The organism is Pantoea sp. SGAir0183 (assembly GCF_043545505.1).
Genome location: NZ_CP028053.1, coordinates 1,629,892 through 1,650,479 on the forward strand (window position 1 = coordinate 1,629,892; position 20,588 = coordinate 1,650,479).

Genomic DNA, 20,588 nt, shown 5'->3' on the forward strand with positions numbered 1-20,588 from the left:
TTTTAAATTATTTAAACAGTGCAGCGGTATAGTCGTTGCTGAAGCGGTGGTGCGGATCAAGTTGTTCACGCAGGGCGCGAAAGCGGTCCCAGTGCGGATAAAGATCCCGCCAGTGGTAGAGCGAGGCATCGTAATATTTACCCCAGTGCGGACGCCCACCTTCTTCGGCCAGCAGTTTCTCCACCTCGCTTAAAAAGTGCAGGCCGGCCTCAGAAAGCGATCCATCATCCGCGTAATAAACGACAAAGCCAAAGAAGCAGGTGGGCTGGTCGAAGGCGGGGCTCAGCCAGGCGGATGAGGCACCGGTGCAGCGCAGGATAATCGGATAGTGCATGTGCGGACGATTTTCGGCATACCAGCGTTTGATCTTGCTGATGATCGCCGGCGTGCGCGCCAGCGGAACGCCAATTTCAACGTTGATCTGCGGCACGGCGATACCGCGACAGAACAGTTGGTAGATGTCGCCTGTGACATCGGTAAAGTCGCGAAAGCGAGTCACAGTGCGGAACTGTTTGCCGCCTTTACCGTGAATCTGCGTATCGCGATGCATGTGCTCCAGCGTCTGTTCGATAGTATCGTTCAGGCTGTCATCACCTTCATCGGCATGTTCTACTACTTCGCGTCCCGACTGCTCGTAACGCTGGATCTCATCGTAGCTGGCCTGATGTGCATTCCAGACGTGCATGATGTTATCGTCAACAAACCACCAGGCCTTACTGAGTGCATAATCCTCATTCCAGCGCAGCAGATCGCTTTCCAGGTTGTCCGCCGAAACCGCATTCTTGTGGCAGGTGAAGATGCGGAACGGTTGGGTGCGCAACGTCACTTCGGTCACGATGCCCAGGGTGCCGAGCGACACCAGCGCCGCCGCAAAATCGTCGTCACCGCGCGACAGCTCCCGTATGGAGCCGTCGCTCAGCACCAGACGGATCTGCTCGGCTTCATCCGCAATGGAGCTTTGCTGCAGACCCTGACCGTGCGTACCGGTTGCCATCGCACCGGCCAGCGTCTGCACGGAGATCACGCCCGGCGAAGAGGCCAGCATGCGGTCCATGTCTGTCAAGGTGCTGTAGATCTGTTCGAGCGGTGTGGCGCCTGCAAACGTAACGCTGTGAGCATCGCTGCGGAGCAGGCCGGTAAAGGCGCTCAGATCCAGCAACAGATCGTCGGGATGCACAGCCAGCATTCTGCCGGGTGAGTAGGTTTTGCCAATAACGCGCACTGTGTTGTGAGTGTCGCGCAGTAACTGCTGCAAAGCCGCCTCATTGGCAGGGCGTTTTACCTGCTGTTGTGTACCAATCGGCGCGTTTTGCGCCCAGTTCCAGAGTGTATTGTCATGAGGTTCACGCTGCGTCTGGCGAAGCGGATAAAGGCTGGCGTCTCTGCTCAAGCTGCTTTCCTTACTTAAGTGATATTGTTATTACCACTTAAGCATAGACTATCCTTTTCAGCGCTCAGGACGCGTGGCGTGAGCATCCGATGTAGCGCAGCGTTGCCGTGACGGCGAGCTGGCGATTACGACGGATGATCTCGTCTTCATTTTTGTCCCGACTAAACAGCGTATTGAAGGTGAAGCGGTTGGAGACCTGATGCACACAAATACTGCTGATCAGGCGATGGACGTCCAGTGTCTCGATCTCTTTGATGAACAGTCCCTGCTGCTGTCCCCGGCTCAGAATATCGTCCAGTAAGTCCAGCGCACTGCGGTTCAGCTGGCTCAGACGGGCAGACTGCGAGATGTAGCGGCCGCGAGACAGGTTCTCCATACAGATCAGACGCACAAAATCCGGGTGGGAAACATGGTAATCGAAGCTGGCTTCAACCAGTTTTATGATGGCCTGCTCAGGGGCGAGCGAGGCCAGATTCAGGCCAGTTTCATGCTCCCTGATCTGCTGGTAAACCTGTTCCAGCGCATCGATATAGAGCTGTTCCTTATTGCCAAAATGGTAAACCACCATTCGTTTAGTCGTCTGGGCATTTTCAGCAATTTGCTCAAGACGGGCGCCTTGCATACCAAACTCAGCAAAGGTCGTCAGTGCGCTCGCAAGAATGCGCTTTTTAAGTCCTTCAGGATCATTTTTGCGTTTCGTAGTGTCTGACATAGTGCTCAACAGGGCGCCTGTTAACGAGAAGGTAAGGGCAAGATGTTACCACAGCGGATCAGGGCTGTTACTTATACCGAGAGCAAATGAAGATTAATCAGTCTGTTCTGACGTCGCACGGGAGGCCGTGTCACATCGGTCACGGCATTAAAGCGTTTTCAGTATCATACCGATGGCGGCCAGCAGCATGATAACGCCGACCGATTTAAACATGATGCGCTGTGCACGTTGGCTGGTCAGTAATGCGCGAACGCTTACTGCCGCCAGAATAAACATGGCCCCGACCATCAGCAGTACCGCTGCGGTAACGGGCACCAGTCTGGCTGCCCAGAATGTTAAGGATATGCTCTCCAGCGATATCACAAGCGGTAATATGGCCAGATAAAACGCGATTGTTTTCGGGTTGCCCAGTGTGATGGTCAGGCCTGACAGCCAGGCAGAAGTCAGTTGCTTGTGCGTCACCTTTTGGTCCAGCGTGATGGAATGCGGCTGATAAGACCAGAACTGCCAGGCCAGAAAAGCTAAATAGAGCGCCGCAGCCCAGTTAATCAGTGTAAACAGTCCGGTATAGGTATGAGCGACAACGGCCAGGCCAAATACGGCGAGCGTCAAATAAAATAAATCGCCCATTATCACGCCTGCAAGCGCAGCAAAACCCGCCAGAGAGCCCCCGTTAAGGGTACGGGCCACGATCGCTGTCATGCCCGGGCCGGGAATGGCCGCGGCCAGACCCAGCGCCAGTATATAAGGCAGTAATTCTGTTATCGCAGGCATCGTCTTTCCTTCATAAATGTTATTTCGGGATAAAATCCAGACAGGCTGGCCATGAAAAGCGGCACGACGAGGACAACCCGGACTCGTCTGCCGCCTTAATCTGCCCTGTCCGGCCATTTCTTTTGATCTGCACCTTGTACAGCACCTGAAAACAGTATGTCCTGGCGAGACAGAAATAGGCTGTCTCAATCACATTCATTTATCGTATTCTTTGCAAGAATTAACCTCATAAACGAAATGTAGCGAAAGGAATTGACCGGTATGCTGCTTGATAAGACAGAAATGAAAATCCTGCGTGTTTTACAGGACGATGCCCGTATTACTAATCAGGAACTGGCTGACAAGATTGGTATGTCTGCCTCACCGTGCTGGCGTAAAGTGCGCAGGCTGGAAGAGCAGGGCGTCATTCAGGGGTACCGGGCTGTACTGGACCGCAAAAAAATCGGCGCCGGGGTCATGGTGTTTATTCGTGTGGTTATTGATTGCCACAGCGAGGATGAGGCAAAAAAATTCGAGCAACAGGTCACGGCGCTGGATGATGTGGTGGCCTGCTACAGTATCGGTGGTGATGCCGATTTCCTGCTACAGGTTGTGGCGAGCGATCTTGAAACTTATGCGGAGTTCGCCATGTCTGTAGTACGCAGATTGCCGCGCATTAAAGAGATGCAAAGTATGTTTGTGCTTAAAGAGATCAAACCGCTGACCGCTTATCCGGTTAAAAATTCACACTGATATGACCGGCTGAATCTTATGCAGCATCTGTGATGCAGCCGGACTCAGCCGCGTTTAACGTAGCGTTGACGCGACAGTTATAATGAACAGGAAATGACGGAAAAGCCGGGATGCCATAAAAGGCATTTTGATGTCTCTGGCGTGGGCAGAGGTAATATGAGGCGACACAATGGGCATTCATTCCGCGAAACTCTGCGCCTTTATCGTTGTGATTTGAAAAACACGCCATTGACGATGGCGTGTTAATGGTTCAGAAAACTGAATGCTGTTTTAAGGTGCCCGCCCGATTTTTTTCGTGCCTTTCGTGTAGTAAAGATTGTGGTATTGACCATTTGAATAAATCACCACGAATCTGCGCGCGCCGACATAAGCGCCAAAACTGTTTTTTGCATTAATCACGCCGGGGATGACCCAGCCAAACATCAATTCTTCTTTATCTTCGGGCACATTCATTACCCAGGTATATCCTTTAAAAGGTTTAAAAAAACGATAATGCGCGCTGTAAGGATCTTTCAGATGATAATAAAACGTATTTTTGACATCCGTTTTATAAGTGTCTGGCAGCGTACCGTAACTGGCAAGCTGCACTTGTAGTGGATCGGGTTCATGAGAACGGGCTACACATCCTGTCAATATCATCGTTAAAGCAAAATACAGCACACGCTTTCTCATTAATCGCCTCAAGGGTTAATATTTTTGTTATAAGGCGAAACACTAGCACCCGGCGTATATTTCGGTCTATAAACCGTTGATAAACGAGTGTTTTATATTAGCGAACAGCGAGTGAATGGTTTAATACTGGAGAGCGAAGCGGTTTATCTTGACAACCCGGTGTTGACTGAAACGACTGTTCGGGCGCAGAGAGAGTTTAAGAGACTAACAAAAACCCGCTCCTGTTTCCCTGAGCGGGTTTTTCTAATCTGGCTCCTCTGACTGGACTCGAACCAGTGACATACGGATTAACAGTCCGCCGTTCTACCGACTGAACTACAGAGGAATCGTGCTACAGGGCGCATAGTAATGGACTGATCTTACTGAGTCAAAGCGGTTTTCGCGCCGGGCAGTCTGTTTGCTGAAGGATTCAGCATTCTGGTTGTTTCAAGCGCAACTTTGCGCATTCCTGCTCTTCTTCATCCATAAAATGGTTTTATCACAGCACCCATGCCGGACAGGTGAGTGCGACCCGCATCATCGATGCCTATGCAATAAAGGAAACGGATTAGCCTGACCATCCTGTTCCAGGCGGCCCATGATGGCAAAGCCCAGCTTTTGATAAACGTGCATAGCCTGCTTTTGTTCATTCACGTCGAGTGCATTCGCGCCACAGGTTTCCACAGCATATCGGTAAGCGATAGCGTGCTACGTCTTCCTTACCACAGCCACAAACGCACCGCACAAGGCTGGCGTTGCGCCATCCACGGACGTAGTATGCAGCATTCGTCCCTGTAGCTTGTCTCAAACACTCTTTATCACAGGTAATATCGTCATGGCGTTGATTCCAAAAAACTACTCACGGCTTGAAAGTGGCTACCGTGAGAAAGCCCTGAAAATCTATCCATGGGTTTGTGGGCGCTGTTCGCGCGAGTTTGTCTATTCCAACCTGCGTGAATTAACGGTTCATCATATTGATCACGACCACACCAATAACCCGGAAGATGGCAGTAACTGGGAATTGCTGTGCCTGTACTGCCACGATCACGAACACTCGAAGTATACGGAAGCTGACCAGTATGGCACCCGGGTTGTGGCGGGTGAGGACGCGCAAAAAGACGTGGGCGAAGCCACCTATAATCCCTTTGCGGATTTAAAGGCAATGCTGGATAAGAAAAAGTAAGACTGAAGGCCCGGACGTGACCTTTGCGTTCGCGCCTGACAGCGGCCAGACGCGCATCCGTTTTTATGCGCCTGCTATTCACTCCCTCTCTGACTGTCCGCAGCTTATCCCCCAGGGGCAAAGCCCTTCAGCACGAGGCTGAATCAACAGCCTGGTGATGTCGTTCGCCTCTCAGTGCAAAAGTGCAGTATGCCCGTTGACGTGCTCACCTGCCGCGTACTCCGTTTTAAACAGCTATGGTTAAAGGGGCACCGTCGACCATGGAGAAGTGAATGAACGAGCAACTGCAAGCACAGATTGCCGCAAGGCTGGCGTTGACAGCCGGACAGCGGCAACAGACGCGCACGGCGCTGAGTCAGGGTCTGCCAGCGGAACCTGATTCACGACGCGCACAGCGTTATGCCTTTCAGCAACGCGCCAGACAACAGGTCATCATCGGCACGAATGATTTGCTGCCCGTCTCTTTTTTGCAGCAGGGGCTGAGCGCCGCCAGGGCGGTGGCACTGGTCAGGGAAGATGGCGTACCCAAAGGCAGTGGGTTTTTAACCTGGGGCAACCTGTTTGTCACGAATCACCATTTGTTACCTGAACCGCCTGAAAAAGGCCGTATTACGCTTCAGTTTGGCTACCGCCAGGGAGAAGCGGGTGAGATGATTCAGGGACGTCTTTTCAGTGTGGATGCGGAACGCTTCTGGCTCACCAGCCCGACCGAAGCATTGGACTGCACGCTGATCGCGTTAGGCGACGCGCTTGACGACAGTGGCGAGCAACCGCTGCCGCTGGCGCTCAATGACCGCAACGATAAACATGCGTTGGGCATCCACCTTAATCTTATCCACCATCCCGGCGGTGCGCCGCAGCAGGTCTCGCTGCGCAATAATGCACTGTTAGCCCGTCATGAAGAGTTTTTGCACTACGAAGCCGACAGCGAAGGTGGCTCGTCGGGCGCACCCGTTTTCAATGACAGCTGGCAGCTGGTGGCGCTTCATCACGGCGGCGTGGAAGAGAACGGAAAATGGGTCAATGAAGGCATCCGCATCAGCGCGCTTACCGACTGGCTTAAAGGCGCGCTGCCGACGTTACCTGAAGCCTGGCAATCGTCGCTGATGCAGGCGCTCAAGGCTGAGCCTGCAGCGGAACAGGTGTTGCCCAGTGCCGCTGCACCCGATGAAAATTACGCTAATCGCGACGGTTATCAGGCGGGCTTTCTGTCGGGCACGCATGTTGATGTCGCCGGCATTATCGCGCCACGCGCCAGTGAAGTCGCACCGCTGCGTAATGGGCGCAGCGGTGCAGAAGCCACGCTGGATTATGAGCACTTCTCGCTGATCATGAGCGCAGGGCGGAAGCTGGCCTTTTTCACAGCCACCAATATTGATGGTGCGCGCTACATCAATATTGACCGCGGCAGTGGACAACCTTCGCTGCTTCCTGAAGGCGACCGCTGGTATGAAGACAGCCGTATCGACAGTCGCTATATCACCGGCCAGGCGTTCTATAGTGAATTCAGCCGCTGGTTTGATCGGGGCCATCTCACCCGCCGTAGCGATCCTACCTGGGGCACCGCGGCCGAAGCAGTGCGCGCCAATAAAGACACGTTTCACTTTACCAACTGTTCACCGCAGCATTTTCGCTTTAACCAGAGTGTGCAGTACTGGCAAGGTGTTGAGCGCTACATCCTGGAATATGGTGTGTTAAAAACTAAACAGCAGATTAGCGTGCTGACCGGACCGGTACTTAACGATCAACACCGGCAATACGGGAACTTACAGGTGCCGCTGATGTTCTGGAAAGTGGTACTGCGCATCGGGCCGCAGGGCACGCCGCAGGCCACTGCACTGCTGGTCAGTCAGGATAAGTTGCTGGACGAACCGCGCCGCGTACTGCCGCTTCAGCAGCCGGAAGCGGTTCCGCAGGTGGACGAATACCGCGTTTCGATTCGTTCACTGGAAACACTCACCGGGCTTGATTTCAGCGCGTTCCGCGACTGGGACAGCTGGCAACCCGATCCCAGCCTGCTGGCCGATCCTGTGCAGGCAAAGCTGATTATGAGCTGGTCTGAGGTGTTATAAAGGGACGGCGGCAATCGGCTGAATGCAAAGGACATCATACTGCCCGTTCTGGTGTTCCGAACGGGCAGCATTCGTAGATTGTCACCACTGACGTGTCGGCCGACTTGCCCGCCAGCAACGCCCTGAGCAGTATGCCAGCCTGAGATTCAGCCGAACGATCGCTGCATGTGTTCGCGGCTCGCCCTGTCTAAACCATGACATTAACCCGACGGGTTAAATGCGCCACTGGCGGCAAGAAGACAGTAAGCCGATGCCGAGACCTGTCCCGGCATCGGGGCAGACAAGGCCTACGCCAGCAAACCGTGTGGATCCAGGACATATTTGGCGGCCACACCGGCATCAAAGCTGGCATAACCCTCGGCCGCCTGTTCAAGGGGCAGCACTTTGGCGTTCACAATTTTCGCGATGGGTAACCGGTCATGCAAAATTGCATTCATGAGCTGGCGGTTATATCGCAGCACTGGCGTTTGTCCGGTGTGCAGGGTTTGCGCCTTTGACCAGCCCAGGCCAAACTTCAGGCTCAGGGATCCTTCACGGGCTGCCTGCTCCTGAGCGCCCGGATCGTCTGTTACATACAGTCCCGGAATACCAATCTTACCGGCCACCCGGGTGACAGCCATCATGCTGTTCAGGACAATAGCCGGCTGCTCTTTACCCGAATGGCCCCGCGCTTCAAAGCCGACCGCATCAATCGCCGAGTCGACTTCCGGCACGCCGATGATATCCGCGATCATTTCACCCAGGCGATCGTGTTTGCTCAGGTCGACGGGCACAAAGCCCATTTTTTCTGCATGCGCCAGGCGATCCTGATTGAAGTCACCCACCATAACTACCGCTGAACCCAGAATTTGCGCTGAGGCTGCCGCGGCCAGGCCAACCGGGCCCGCACCCGCGACATAGGTCATCGAACCGACGCCCACGCCCGCCGTGACCGCACCATGAAAGCCAGTCGGCAGAATGTCTGACAGCATGGTCAGATCCAGAATTTTTGCCAGCGCCTGATCCCGGTCAGGAAACTTCAACAGGTTAAAATCGGCATACGGCACCATGACATATTTTGCCTGTCCGCCAACCCAGCCGCCCATATCGACATAGCCGAATGCGCCGCCAGCGCGTGCCGGATTAACCGTCAGGCACACGCCGGTATCCAGTTCCCGGCAGCAGCGACAACGTCCGCAGGCCACGTTGAAGGGGACAGAGACAATATCTCCCACGTTAAGCATTTCAACGTCGGTGCCTTTTTCAATGATTTCGCCGGTAATTTCATGCCCCAGCACCATGCCCGCCGGTGCGGTGGTGCGTCCACGTACCATGTGCTGATCGGAGCCACAGATATTGGTCGACAGCACTTTGATGATGACCGCGTGATCGATTTTTTTACCCGCGGGGCTGACGAATTTCGGATCGGCAATATCCATCACTTCAACCTTACCGGGCCCCTGATATACCACACCTTTATTGGAAGCGTTTCCCATAGTAATGTCCTGTCTGGCTGATTAAGAGGTCTGTCTGGCAGCGCGGTATCATGCATGTAGGGTGAGGTACTTACCGGTCTGCAAAGGCAGTGTAAGCAAGTCAGTGGTGCTTAAATGATCTGACAACGACATCGGGACGGGAAAAAACGCAGAATGGCGACATCGACAGAAATAATAAAAACAGATCGCCATTGTGCAATAAAGCCTGTCCGGACATCCTGTCGAAAATAAATAAAATGATTTTAATAAAAACGACCTGTAATTATCTGTCGGCGACAACGTCGCTTATTATTACATAGGCTTTTCCTATGCCGTTATTTCACGTCAGACAGTGCTATGATAAAAATGAATTAGCTCACGCGTGTTGACTTCATTTTTTTCAGGCGGTCAGGTTTTAATTAAGGGTTGCAATAACCCGGCAGTTACGAAATAACGCGTCAGAATATCGTGCCTGAATACCCTGCGATCGTTATCGCCAGAGGATTACCGTATCGCTGACGGTTATTTCTGGCATATCGACCGCAATATATCATCAACCGCAATGGTCGCTGAGTGTTAATCATTACGTAGAAGGAACAGGACAATGAATATTGTTACGCCCGCGTCGCCCGCGTCGCCCGCTACGCTCAGAAAGGTAACCGCCGCTGCCGCTATAGGTAATTTTGTCGAGTGGTTTGATTTTGCCGTTTATGGTTTCCTGGCCACGATTATTGCCCAAAACTTTTTTTCACAGGCACTTCCGCAGACCGCCTTATTACAGACGTTCCTGGTGTTTGCCGTGGCGTTTGCCTTGCGGCCATTAGGTGGGGTGATATTCGGTATGCTGGGGGATAAATATGGGCGTAAACGTATCTTATCGTTGACGGTACTCATGATGGCGGGCGCGACCACGCTGATTGGCCTGCTTCCGACCGACAGGCATCTGGGGATCATGGCCCCGATTCTGCTGACGCTGGCCCGCTGTATTCAGGGATTTTCGGCAGGAGGGGAATATGCCGGAGCCTGCGCCTATGTGATGGAGCATTCACCGCCACGCAAACGCGCCTGGTACGGAAGCTTTATCACGGTCTCGACGTTTTCTGCTTTCGCGGCTGCGGCAGTTATCACTTTTCTGTCAGATGCCGCGCTGGGCCAGGATCAGATGCGCGCGTGGGGCTGGCGTATTCCTTTTCTGATTGCGGCCCCGCTGGGGCTGGTGGGGATTTATCTGCGCATTCGTATGGAAGAGACGCCTGCTTTCCGGGCTGCACGTCGCGAAGAGGCGGGAACACATGCGGCACTTGCTGACACGTTACGCCAGCAGACAGGAAACATCCTGCGGCTGGGGGCCTTTATCGCCTTAACCGCGCTGACGTTTTATATGTTTACCACCTACTTCTCGACCTTTCTCCAGTTGCAGGGCCACTTCAGTCGGGCCTCGGCCTTGCTGGTCTCCTTCCTCGCGCTGCTGTTTGCGGCGGGGCTCTGTCCGGTAGCGGGAGCGCTTTGTGACGGGATAGGCAGAAGAAAGACGGTGGCTGTCACGGGCGGATGGGTGATCGTAAGTGTCTTACCGGCCTGGTGGCTGGCCAGTTCGGGCCTGCTCTGGGCCGCCATCCTCGGGGATATGCTGTTAGCGACGGGGGCGGTGTTTTCGGGCGTCGTGACGGCCGCGTTACTCTCCGAAGTCTTCCCCACGCGGGCACGGTATACCGCCTCTGCCATTACCTACAATCTGGCCTATACGCTTTTCGGCGGCACCGCACCGCTGGTGGCAACCTGGCTCATTGACTACACAGGCAATACGCTGTCACCGGCCTTTTATCTTGTTGCGGTCGCGGTGCTGGCGCTGGCGGGCGGGCTGAGCTTGCCCGAAACCTCACGTATTTCTTTGCAGGATGACGCCGCACATCCGCATTCGCGGCAACAGGGTGCGGTAAAGCACGTGGGGACGGTCGCCCGCAAGGAGCCGGTGTGAGGCATAAGGGTCACCAACCGGGCACCCGCCCGGGTTATCTTCTGATGGCCTCGCTGGCAGTGCATAAAACTGCGACATAAACATTCCTCCGCATAGCGAGGGGCGGCATCGGCGCGAAGCAGGCCAGGGACTGTGCAGCATCGCAGGGCAGGTGCTTATCACCCATTGCGGTGTCAACACGTCAGAGAAAGCGTGACCCGACGAGTCACCCAAGATCGCCAAGCAACGTGCTGGCTGAGAAATGATGCGCAATTTGCGCCTGCAACAGTTCGGCGCAGCCCAGCGCATCGGTCAGCGCGTTGTGGGCCGGATAGTGCGGCAGATGATAACGGGCCCGACAGTCAGACAGGCGCAACGACAGTCGGGGGCGCGGTCGCCACCATTTCTGTCGCCAGCCGTTTTGCCGCTGTGCCGCAATAACGCGCGCCTCCAGCGCCAGCGTATCGATACAGGGGAACACAATGCCTTCGCCAATGCGCTTTTTAAATGCTGCATCCAGAAAAGGCTGTTCAATCCCTTTGTGATGGACCACCATCACGTTTCCCGCCATCATTGCCAGCAGCCTGAGCAGCACAGCATTCAGGTCCGGGGCGCGGGCAATAGCGGAATGTGTGATGCCGTGAATAACCACCGACTCTGTTCGCAGGTCGGCACGCGGATTCAGTATCCAGTGCTGGCTGCCCTGGATACGGATGCGCGACAGGCTCATCGGCAGTAAACCGATACTGACAATATCATCATGCTGAGGATTCAGGCCGGTGGTTTCAAAATCCATCGCCAGTAAGGGAACGTCGGACAACGGTGTATCGGGTGACGGCATGCCAGACAAGTAGTAGTTTTTCAGCGCGGCATGGCGCGTTTCCCTGGCCCGTCTGGCGAGGACGGCGGGCCAGTCCTGCGGCAGCACGCTGTCCTGGCGGGCGCGGACACAGGGCGACAGCAATGCTTTATTGATATGCAGCATTAAACGCTCCGCCCTGGCTGATAGCGATATTTTAAAAATTTTTGCGCATTGCTGAGGATCTGAAAGGCATCCTTCAGATTCTTGCGCTCAAAGTCAGACAGATTAAGCGGTTCAATCCGGTTGTCCGGTTCCTGGCCGTTCTCCACATCCTGCGCCTGGTGGCGGATGCGCACCATCGAAATAAACTCCAGCGCATCCCGCAGATCCTGACCGCGTCCGTGGGGCAAAATGTCGGCCTGCATAATCGTCTGCAGCCGATCAAAGGAGTTATGCGCCGTTGCGCCCGCCGCCAGCGCATGCACACGAATCAGATCGGCCAGCGGGGCCGTTCCGCGCCGTTTCATATCGATGGATTGCGTATGCTGGCCGGAGGGCTCCATCACAAAGTTTTTAAAGAACCCCAGCGGCGGCTTTCGCAGCAAGGCATTGCGCGCCAGACAGGCGAGAAAACGGGCGTTGTGCCGCGCTTTGTGTCTGATACGCTGGTTAAGCTGTTCTCCCCATTCCACCTGGCCCCAGACGGCGTCCAGGTCGAAGAAAATCGCGCTGTCCAGCAGTGATTGCGGTGAGGGCGAATCGATCCACTCATCAAAATAGCGTTCCCAGACGGAGAGCGGCTGGCACCAGCGGCTGTTTGTCGCCATGATATTTCCCTTGCAGTAGCGATAGCCGCAGGCGTCCAGCCCGTCACTCACGCGTCGGGTCAGCGCCATAAAATAGGGCGCATGGCGCAGTGGGTCATAACGGTTATCCAGGATCAGGGCATTATCCTGATCGGTGACGAGCAGTTGCTCCTGGCGGGCCATCGAACCCAGGGTAATAAAGCAGTAGGGGACCGGCGGCGGCCCCAGTTCCGCCTCGGCCAGCGCCAGCAGGCGCTGCGTGAAACTGCGACCAATGACCGCCATGGCGCGGCCAGTCATCTGTGAGTTGGCATCTTCACGTACGATGCGGCTGAAACAGGCACGCACCTCGTTTTTCAGGGCGCTTAGTTCGTCCGGGCGCTGGCAGTGAAAAATACGGCTGACGATAAACAGGCTGTTTTGCGATTCGTAGCGGATAATGTCCGATTGTGAAATCACGCCGACAGGACAGCCGTTTTTCATCACCGGCAGATGATGAATATTGTGCTGCATCATGGTCAGCATCGCTTCAGACACCAGCTGATAATGTTCCACGTGGTTCAGCGGTGCGGTCATGATCGCCTTCACCGGTGTCTCAAACCCGAGTCCACCCGCGATGACCCGCTCACGCAGGTCTTTATCCGTCACGATGCCGGTCAGCGCCGGCCTGACGGCGGGGTTAACTTCTGCCATCGGCGTCACGATCAACAGCGAGGAGACATCCTCTTTACTCATTTTCACCGCGGCGTCGCGCACCGTGGCACGGCTGTCGAGGGTAACGGGCGGTCGGCTAATCAGGGCCTCAATGCGTGAGGCCATCAGGCCGTTAGCCTCTTCTGTGCGCGCCACGGTTTGCCGGAGACGGGTGCGGTCCTCCACTTCCACTAAATCGGCAAATTCCTCGTATTTGCGAAACAGCGCATTAAAAATCGGGGCCGGGATCAGGTAAGTCAGCGTATCTTCCAGCGCGGTCACCGGAAAGCGTACGCTGTTTTCGCGCAACAAACCAAATTCGCCAAAATAGCCCCCGGCCGTCAGTCGGTTATACAGATCGCCATTGCGTCGGTAGATTTCCACCGCGCCGCTGCGAATCACATACCAGGCATCGACAGGCTGGCCAAAGGTGAGAACAGGCGTTCCGGCTTTGAAATAGCTGACCTCAATGTGCGCGGCGATGCGCGCCAGCGCCGTGAGCGGTAAGGTGTCAAACGGCGGATAGCGCTGAATGAAGTCGATAATTTCCTGATGGGCTGACTGCACGGTGACCTCCTTTTCTGCCACAGCGGACAGCCTGACCTGCGCGGTCCGCTCAACGCTGACTTATTGATTACGCACCGCAGGGGCAGAACGTGCCAGCCGCGGTTCTGACATCAGTCCTTTCACCACCGCGACTGAGGCGATCAGCAAGACCAGTGCGAACGGCAGCCCGGTCGAGACCACCATCGCCTGTAGCGCATCCAGCCCACCGCCGAGGATCAACGTTATCGCAACCAGCCCTTCAAACACGCACCAGAACACGCGCTGTGAAGTGGGAGAGTCGATCTTGCCACCGGAAGCAATAATATCGATGACCAGCGTGCCCGAATCCGCCGACGTCACAAAAAACACCACCACCAGAATAATCGCCACCACGCAGGTGATTTTTGCCAGCGGCAACGTATCCAGCATGGTGAACAACTGCAGCGGCAGAACAGCATCGGCAATGCTCTGATAGCCTTCGGTGAAATACTGATGAATGGTGGTGCCGCCCAGCACCGTCATCCACAGCACGCAGGCCAGTGACGGCACCAGCAGTACCGAGATCATGAATTCACGCACCGTGCGACCACGCGAGATGCGTGCAATGAACATCCCGACAAAGGGCGACCATGAGATCCACCATGCCCAGTAAAACGAGGTCCAGCCTGCGGCAAAATTGCTGTCAGGGCGGGCAACCGGATTCGACAGGGCGGGCAAAAACGCAAGATAGGAAGCCAGGTTTGAGAAAAAACCGCTAAACAAAATCAGGGTAGGGCCGACCACAATGATAAACAGCAGCAGTAACCCAGCCAGAATCATGTTGGCTTCAGATAACCGCCGTACGCCGACATCCAGCCCGGCCACCACCGAAAAGGTGGCAATCGCGGTGATGACGATCACCAGGACAATCTGCGTAGTTTGTCCTAATGGCACATCAAACAGAAAATTCAGGCCGGACGCCGCCTGGGAAGCGCCCAGCCCCAGCGAGGTTGCCAGACCAAACAGCGTCGCCAGTACAGCCAGGATATCAATGATGTGTCCCGGCCAGCCCCACACCGCGTCGCCCAACAGCGGATAAAACAGCGAGCGGATCGTCAGCGGTAAACCTTTATTGAAAGAGAACAGCGCCAGACCTAATGCCAGAAAGGCGTAAATGGCCCAGGGATGCAGCGCCCAGTGAAAAATCGTGGCGGCCATCGCCAGCTGCTGCGCATTGTCGGCCGCGCCAACTGCGCCATTCAGGGGAGCCCAGTCGGTACGTACACCGTTTTCCACAACGGTGCCACCCATTGAGCTGGAGAAGTGCGACAAAGGCTCGGAAACGCCATAAAACATCAGGCCAATGCCCATTCCGGCGGCAAACAGCATGGAGAACCAGGTCACGTAGTTGTAGTCAGGGCGGGCCAGCGTGCCGCCGAGGCGCACTTTACCGAGGGGGGAAATAATCAGGCCGAGACAGAGAAGAACAAAAATATTTCCGGCACTGATAAAGAACCAGTCGAGTCGGGTGGTCAGCCAGTTCAGCATTCCTTTAAACAGCGGTGCCACATCACTTTGAAAGACGAGCGTTAAAACGATAAAGGCAATAATGACCATCCCGGAGAGAACAAATACCCGGTTGTGAATATCCAGACCGAAGGGGCCAACATTTACCACGATATTGTCCTGCCCCACCTGATAATCAGTATCATAAGGTGCGACGTCCCCGTCAGGCAGCATGGGATCTCTGGCGTCTGCCATAATCATTTCCTCGCGATTTGTTCGTTGTTGTTAATGCCATCCTCAGCACGCCGGGCTGGCTCTGTTTTAGTTAACGGACATCGTTTCGCTCATCCCTGACAATCCCTGTTTTCCTGTGGTGCAAGAGTGCGGCTATCAGTCTCCTTTCCTTTCATTCAGCTGAACACCACCGTACGTTTGCCGCTTAAAAACACCCGTTTTTCGACGTGATAACGCACGGCATTAAATAACGTTACCCGCTCAATATCCTGTCCACGACTAATCAGGTCATCCGGATAAAGGGCGTGATCGACGCTCTGAATGCCTTGGGTAATAATCGGCCCTTCATCCAGATCGTTATTCACATAGTGGGCAGTGGCGCCGACCATTTTTACCCCTTTTTCCCAGGCCTGATGGTAAGGGCGCGCGCCTTTAAAGCCCGGCAGCAGGGAGTGATGAATATTGATGGCTTTTCCGTCGAGTTTTTCGCACATGGCAGGTGACAGGACCTGCATATAACGGGCCAGCACTACCAGGTCGATATGATGCTGCGCCAGCAGCGCCATAATGCGGGCTTCCTGTTCGGCGCGGTTCGCGTTATTTACCGGCAGATGGTAATAAGGAATACCGTGCCATTCGGCCAGGGAACAGAGATCGGGATGGTTAGAAATGATCAGCGGGACATCAATATTGAGCTGGCCGGTGCGGTGACGAAATAACAGATCGTTAAGACAGTGATCGAATTTAGACACCAGAATAGCGACGCGTTCGCGATGCTGCGGCGGCGTGAGTTGCCAGTGCATTTCAAAGGGCATCACGCGCGGCGTGAAATTATCCCGAAAAAGGTCGGTACTGAAGGGGGAGGCGGGTGAAAAGGCAACGCGAATAAAAAAATGGTGACTGACCCTGTCATCAAAAGAGTGTATTTCATTGATGTAGTGACCGGACTCTGCCATGAATCGGGTCACAACATCCACGGTACCCAGTTTACTCGGGCAACTGGCGGTAAAAATCCATGAATCGGGCAGCGCGCTCATGGGCAGCTCCTGTGAAGAAGAGAAACGCGTGCCGTCGGAAACGCGTCCGGCCGGCACAACAGGGCATTACTTCGTAATGGTCAGGCCATATTCACGACTGGCATCCTGTAACCACAGCCAGATGTAGTCGGCGAAGCTACGACGGACGACCAGTTCCCAGCGGTCTTCGCCGGTCCGGCGGATCAGTGCGCTGCTTTTGGCAAATACCGAACCTGCGACTTTGCCCACCGGGAACGCACGGGGATGGAGATCCAACACCGTGCTTTTCTTCAGCACATCAATGGCATGTTTGCCGGAGAGCGTCAGTATCGTCTGTCCGCCGCTGACGTTGACCACGGAGTAGTGACCGTCAATCTCTGCGCGCAACGCTTTTTCCACCGGAAACAGCTGATCCATTGGCAGAACCACCAGCCACTCGTCGGGACTCAGCCAGCGCACAGAAATGTCGCCCTCTTCACAGGAGGTAAGGGGGACGGTGGGCAGCGCTACACCCAGCACCGTCAGGCAACCCCGCATAAAACTCCGGTTCTGCTGTGAACCGCGCAGCACCAGATGGCCCAGCAGCGCCTGTTCGCGCAGCTGAACGCCACCGGGCTGCGCATGGCTGGCCGCCAGCTTGTCCAGCCCGGCGTGATGCAGAGGGGATTCGGCGCGTACCTGCGCAGGCGCACACTGATCCATGACCGCCACCTGTCTGACAGTCTTTGCCGGTTTGGTTTCAGGTAAGAGGGTTTCAGACATGTTGACGTTCTCCTTTCGGATCGATAAAGACCGTGCTGCAGATTTCCGCTTCGACCACCCGGCCATCGGCCAGCGGGTAGAATACGGTTTCGCCCATGCGAGACAGCCCGCCTTTGATAAAGCCCATGGCGATGCTGCGATTCAGGTTAGCGCTCCAGTAGCTGGAGCTGATGTGGCCCAGGATATCCATCGGGACAGGCTGAGCAGGATCGGCCACCGCCTGTGCGCCTTCCGGCAAGACGATCATAGGATCGCGTGTTTTCAGCCCGACCAGCTGTTTGCGCTGGTCACGTACGCAGTCAGCCCGCGCCATGCCGCGTTTGCCGATATAGCTGAACGGTTTTGTGTCCGCGACGCACCAGCTCATATTGAGATCGTGCGGCGTCACCGAGCCGTCGGTGTCCTGACCGGCAATGATGAATCCCTTCTCGGCGCGCAGGATATGCATGGTTTCGGTGCCGTAAGGCGTCAGATCGTATTTTGCGCCGTGCGCAAAGAGTTTCTCCCAGACGTACAGGCCGTAATTGGCCTGTACGTTGATCTCAAACGACAGCTCACCGGTAAAGGAGATACGGAAGAGTCGTGCCGGTACGCCCGCTACCTTGCCTTCCTGCCAGTCCATAAACTTAAAGGTCTCTTTGTCCAGCGAGACGTCGCTGCACAGTTCAGCCAGTAAATTGCGGCTGTCGGGGCCGGATACGGTCATCGTGGCCCAGTGATCGGTCACGCTGGTAAAGAACACTTCCAGCTCCGGCCATTCGGTCTGATGGTACAGCTCCAGCCATTCCATGACGTGTGCCGCGCCGCCGGTGGTGGTGGTCATCAGGAAGTGGTTTTCCGCCAGGCATGACGTCACGCCATCGTCGAATACCATGCCGCTTTCGCCGCACATCAGACCGTAACGGCATTTGCCGACGCCCAGTTTGGCCCAGGCGTTGGTATAAACACGGCTGATAAACTCACGGGCATCTTTGCCCTGAATATCAATTTTGCCCAGCGTGGACGCATCCAGAATGCCCACGCCATTGCGCACCGCACGACATTCGCGATCCAGCGTCTGTTGCATCGTTTCGCCGGCACGCGGGTAGTACCAGGGGCGCTTCCACTGGCCGACATCCTCGAACATCGCACCTTGCCTGACATGCCACGGGTGCATGGCGGTGAAGCGTTTGGGTTCAAATAGTTCACCACAGTTACGCCCCGCGATAGCGCCAAAGGCGATCGGCGTATAGTTCGGACGAAATACCGTGGTCCCGGTCTCGGGGATGCTCTTGCCCATCACTTTGGCGGCAATCGCCATGCCGTTGATGTTGCCCAGCTTTCCCTGATCGGTACCAAACCCCATTGCCGTATAGCGTTTAATGTGCTCAATCGCTTCAAACCCTTCCCGCGTTGCCAGAGCGATACCGGCGGCCGTAACGTCATTCTGCAAATCCACAAACTGCTTGGGTGCGCGGCTGATCGGTTTGATGTGCGGAATATGGAACAGGGCGGCGGGCGGATGTTCCAGCCACTTTTTCACGTCGGGGAGGGCGACCTCGACCGGCGTCAGGCCCAGCTTCAGCGCAGCGTCCTGTCCGGCATTGATGCCTTCCTGCAGCACGTTATCAAGCGCATAGCGCCCGTTGATGCCGCCTGCCGTCAACTGCTTCTGATGTGTCGGCCCGGGCAGGAAACCCGTCACGTCCGTGTTCCAGACCGGACGGCTGCCGGTATGGCCCGCCAGATGAATGACCGGGCTCCAGCCCCCAGAGCTGGCTACGGTGTCGCAGGTGAGGGAAAAGGGCTTGCCGGCGATCGCCTCACCTTTTTTATCCAGGGCGGCAATCGTGACGCCGCTGACGCGCTTTTTGCCCTTTACTTCAATAACGGCACTGCCGGTGATGATTCGAATACCGCGGCCACGAACAGCGGCGGCCAGTTCACCTTTGGTCACGGTTCGGGTATCTACCACGGCGACCACCTCGCGTCCCGCATCAGCCCAGTCGAGCGCGGTTCGGTAAGCGCTGTCATTGGTGGTCATCAGCACCAGCTGGTGCCCGGGCACCACGCCATAGCGGTTGATGTAGGTGGAGATGGCAGAAGGGATCATGCAGCCCGGTACATCGTTATGGCTAAACACCAGCGGTCGCTCCTGGGCACCGGTGGCCAGCACAACCCAGTGTGCCCGGACGCGGTGCATACGCTGGCGAACCTGGGCCGCCGCAGCGCGATCGCCTTTGTAGTCGGTTCGGTTCTCGTTAACGGTAAGAAAGTTATGGTCGTGATAGCCATTCACCGTGGCGCGCGTCAGCAGCGTCACCTCCGGCATCGTCGCCAGTTCCGCCACCACCTTGTTGACCCATTCCATTGCCGGTTTGCCGTCAATCAGTTCCCGGCTGGCAAGCAGATGGCCACCGAATTCATCCTGCTCATCCGCCAGGATGACGCGGGCGCCGCTGCGACCGGCGGCGAGTGCCGCCATCAGGCCCGCAGGCCCGCCGCCCACAACCATGAGATCGCAATGCTGGTTCATGGCGTCATAGATATCGGGATCTTTCTCGCGTGGCGCGCGACCCAGACCGGCGGCTTTGCGGATGAATTTCTCATAGGTCGGCCACATCGATTGCGGATACATAAAGGTTTTGTAGTAAAACCCCGGCGGCATCACTTTGCCGCCAAGGTTGCCTACCAGACTCATCAGGTCGGATTCGACAGACGGCCAGCCGTTGGTGGCCGAACAGACCAGGCCGTCATAAAGGGCCTGCTGGGTAGCGCGCACGTTTGGCACCTGCGTGGCTTCTGTCGCGCCAAGCTGCAGCACTGCGTTCGGCTCTTCAGCGCCGGCGGCGACAATGCCGCGTGGACGGCTGTATTTAAAACTGCGACCGACAATATCAATGCCGTTGGCGAGCAGGGCGGAGGCGACGGTATCGCCTTCATAGCCCTGATACGGCTTGCCATTCCACGTAAAAGTCAGCGTACTGGAACGGTTAATTCTGCCGCCGGACGGCAGGCGATTCTTCTGGCTCATGCGCTCCGCTCCTTACGCGTGTTCACGGGATTCAGGCTGTTCGTTGAGTGTGTAAACCTGTTTGATCTCATAGGTCTGGGTATCACGTACCAGATTAAAGAATTTGCGGCATCCCGCGCTGTGCACCCAAAGTTCGTGATGTAATCCGCGCGGGTTTTTACGGAAATAGAGAAAGGTTCCCCACGCTTCATCACTGCACTGATCCGGGTTAGCAGGCCGCGCGATATGCGCCTGGCCACGGGGATGAAACTCTTCTTCTTCGCGATACTCACCACAGTGAGGACAGTAAATGTGCAGCATGTTGTC

Annotated in this window: 16 protein-coding genes and 1 tRNA gene; 4 read left to right on the plus strand and 13 right to left on the minus strand. The window is 55.6% G+C overall.

Translation table 11 applies throughout. From position 1 onward, the window contains the following. Positions 1 to 7: 7 nt before the first annotated feature. From C1N59_RS07650 to C1N59_RS07660, 3 genes are all read right to left on the minus strand, one after another. Complete coding sequence (locus tag C1N59_RS07650; RefSeq protein WP_162286476.1) at positions 8 to 1,390, minus strand: D-arabinono-1,4-lactone oxidase; 1,383 nt, start codon at positions 1,388 to 1,390, stop codon at positions 8 to 10. 64 nt (positions 1,391 to 1,454) lie between these two features. Further along, positions 1,455 to 2,102, minus strand: coding sequence for a TetR family transcriptional regulator (locus C1N59_RS07655; protein ID WP_039338080.1), 648 nt, complete (start codon positions 2,100 to 2,102; stop codon positions 1,455 to 1,457). 147 nt (positions 2,103 to 2,249) lie between these two features. Further along, positions 2,250 to 2,876 (minus strand): LysE family translocator, encoded by a 627-nt coding sequence (locus C1N59_RS07660; RefSeq protein ID WP_289367368.1) that lies wholly within the window; start codon positions 2,874 to 2,876, stop codon positions 2,250 to 2,252. Between the two features lie 261 nt (positions 2,877 to 3,137). Between C1N59_RS07660 and C1N59_RS07665 the strand changes: the two genes are divergently transcribed. Next, positions 3,138 to 3,608, plus strand: a complete 471-nt coding sequence (locus C1N59_RS07665; RefSeq protein WP_039338077.1) for an Lrp/AsnC family transcriptional regulator — start codon at positions 3,138 to 3,140, stop codon at positions 3,606 to 3,608. A gap of 270 nt (positions 3,609 to 3,878) precedes the next feature. On the opposite strand, the gene C1N59_RS07670 is transcribed toward C1N59_RS07665, so the two are convergent. Together C1N59_RS07670 and C1N59_RS07675 are read right to left on the minus strand one after the other, a co-directional pair. Further along, a complete protein-coding gene (locus C1N59_RS07670; RefSeq protein ID WP_324030381.1) occupies positions 3,879 to 4,280 on the minus strand; it encodes a hypothetical protein in 402 nt (133 codons plus the stop codon). Between the two features lie 249 nt (positions 4,281 to 4,529). Then, a tRNA-Asn gene (locus tag C1N59_RS07675) sits at positions 4,530 to 4,605 on the minus strand. A 489-nt stretch (positions 4,606 to 5,094) separates the two neighbouring features. Here C1N59_RS07675 and yajD point away from each other — a divergent pair. Together yajD and C1N59_RS07685 are read left to right on the plus strand one after the other, a co-directional pair. After that, the gene (gene yajD / locus C1N59_RS07680; RefSeq protein WP_033740398.1) at positions 5,095 to 5,442 is read left to right on the plus strand and encodes an HNH nuclease YajD; all 348 of its coding nucleotides are present in this window, start codon (positions 5,095 to 5,097) and stop codon (positions 5,440 to 5,442) included. A 272-nt stretch (positions 5,443 to 5,714) separates the two neighbouring features. Next, positions 5,715 to 7,514, plus strand: a complete 1,800-nt coding sequence (locus C1N59_RS07685) for a DNA/RNA non-specific endonuclease (RefSeq protein ID WP_133745348.1) — start codon at positions 5,715 to 5,717, stop codon at positions 7,512 to 7,514. A gap of 287 nt (positions 7,515 to 7,801) precedes the next feature. On the opposite strand, the gene fdhA is transcribed toward C1N59_RS07685, so the two are convergent. After that, positions 7,802 to 8,989 (minus strand): formaldehyde dehydrogenase, glutathione-independent, encoded by a 1,188-nt coding sequence (fdhA, locus tag C1N59_RS07690; RefSeq protein ID WP_058708382.1) that lies wholly within the window; start codon positions 8,987 to 8,989, stop codon positions 7,802 to 7,804. A gap of 583 nt (positions 8,990 to 9,572) precedes the next feature. On the opposite strand from fdhA, the gene C1N59_RS07695 reads away from it, so the two are divergent. Then, positions 9,573 to 10,946 carry an MFS transporter gene (locus C1N59_RS07695; RefSeq protein WP_394550510.1) on the plus strand — a complete coding sequence of 458 codons (1,374 nt, stop codon included), beginning with the start codon at positions 9,573 to 9,575 and terminating at the stop codon, positions 10,944 to 10,946. Between the two features lie 205 nt (positions 10,947 to 11,151). Here C1N59_RS07695 and C1N59_RS07700 read toward each other — a convergent pair whose 3' ends face one another. From C1N59_RS07700 to C1N59_RS07730, 7 genes are all read right to left on the minus strand, one after another. Beyond that, the gene (locus C1N59_RS07700) at positions 11,152 to 11,910 is read right to left on the minus strand and encodes a 3'-5' exonuclease (protein ID WP_033740392.1); all 759 of its coding nucleotides are present in this window, start codon (positions 11,908 to 11,910) and stop codon (positions 11,152 to 11,154) included. Next, positions 11,910 to 13,793 carry a DUF294 nucleotidyltransferase-like domain-containing protein gene (locus C1N59_RS07705; RefSeq protein WP_033740948.1) on the minus strand — a complete coding sequence of 628 codons (1,884 nt, stop codon included), beginning with the start codon at positions 13,791 to 13,793 and terminating at the stop codon, positions 11,910 to 11,912. Before C1N59_RS07705 ends, C1N59_RS07700 begins: the two co-directional genes overlap by 1 nt. Positions 13,794 to 13,853: 60 nt before the next feature. Beyond that, positions 13,854 to 15,512, minus strand: a complete 1,659-nt coding sequence (locus C1N59_RS07710; RefSeq protein WP_039338067.1) for a BCCT family transporter — start codon at positions 15,510 to 15,512, stop codon at positions 13,854 to 13,856. Between the two features lie 155 nt (positions 15,513 to 15,667). After that, entirely contained in the window at positions 15,668 to 16,528 is an 861-nt protein-coding gene (gene purU / locus C1N59_RS07715; RefSeq protein WP_164482139.1) for a formyltetrahydrofolate deformylase, read from the minus strand. Positions 16,529 to 16,594: 66 nt separating this feature from the next. Next, entirely contained in the window at positions 16,595 to 17,269 is a 675-nt protein-coding gene (locus C1N59_RS07720) for a sarcosine oxidase subunit gamma (RefSeq protein ID WP_081011341.1), read from the minus strand. Then, a complete protein-coding gene (locus C1N59_RS07725; RefSeq protein ID WP_394550511.1) occupies positions 17,262 to 20,282 on the minus strand; it encodes a sarcosine oxidase subunit alpha family protein in 3,021 nt (1,006 codons plus the stop codon). The genes C1N59_RS07720 and C1N59_RS07725 overlap by 8 nt, the downstream gene beginning before the upstream one ends. 12 nt (positions 20,283 to 20,294) lie before the next feature. Continuing rightward, entirely contained in the window at positions 20,295 to 20,582 is a 288-nt protein-coding gene (locus tag C1N59_RS07730) for a sarcosine oxidase subunit delta (protein ID WP_033740381.1), read from the minus strand. Positions 20,583 to 20,588: the final 6 nt, after the last annotated feature.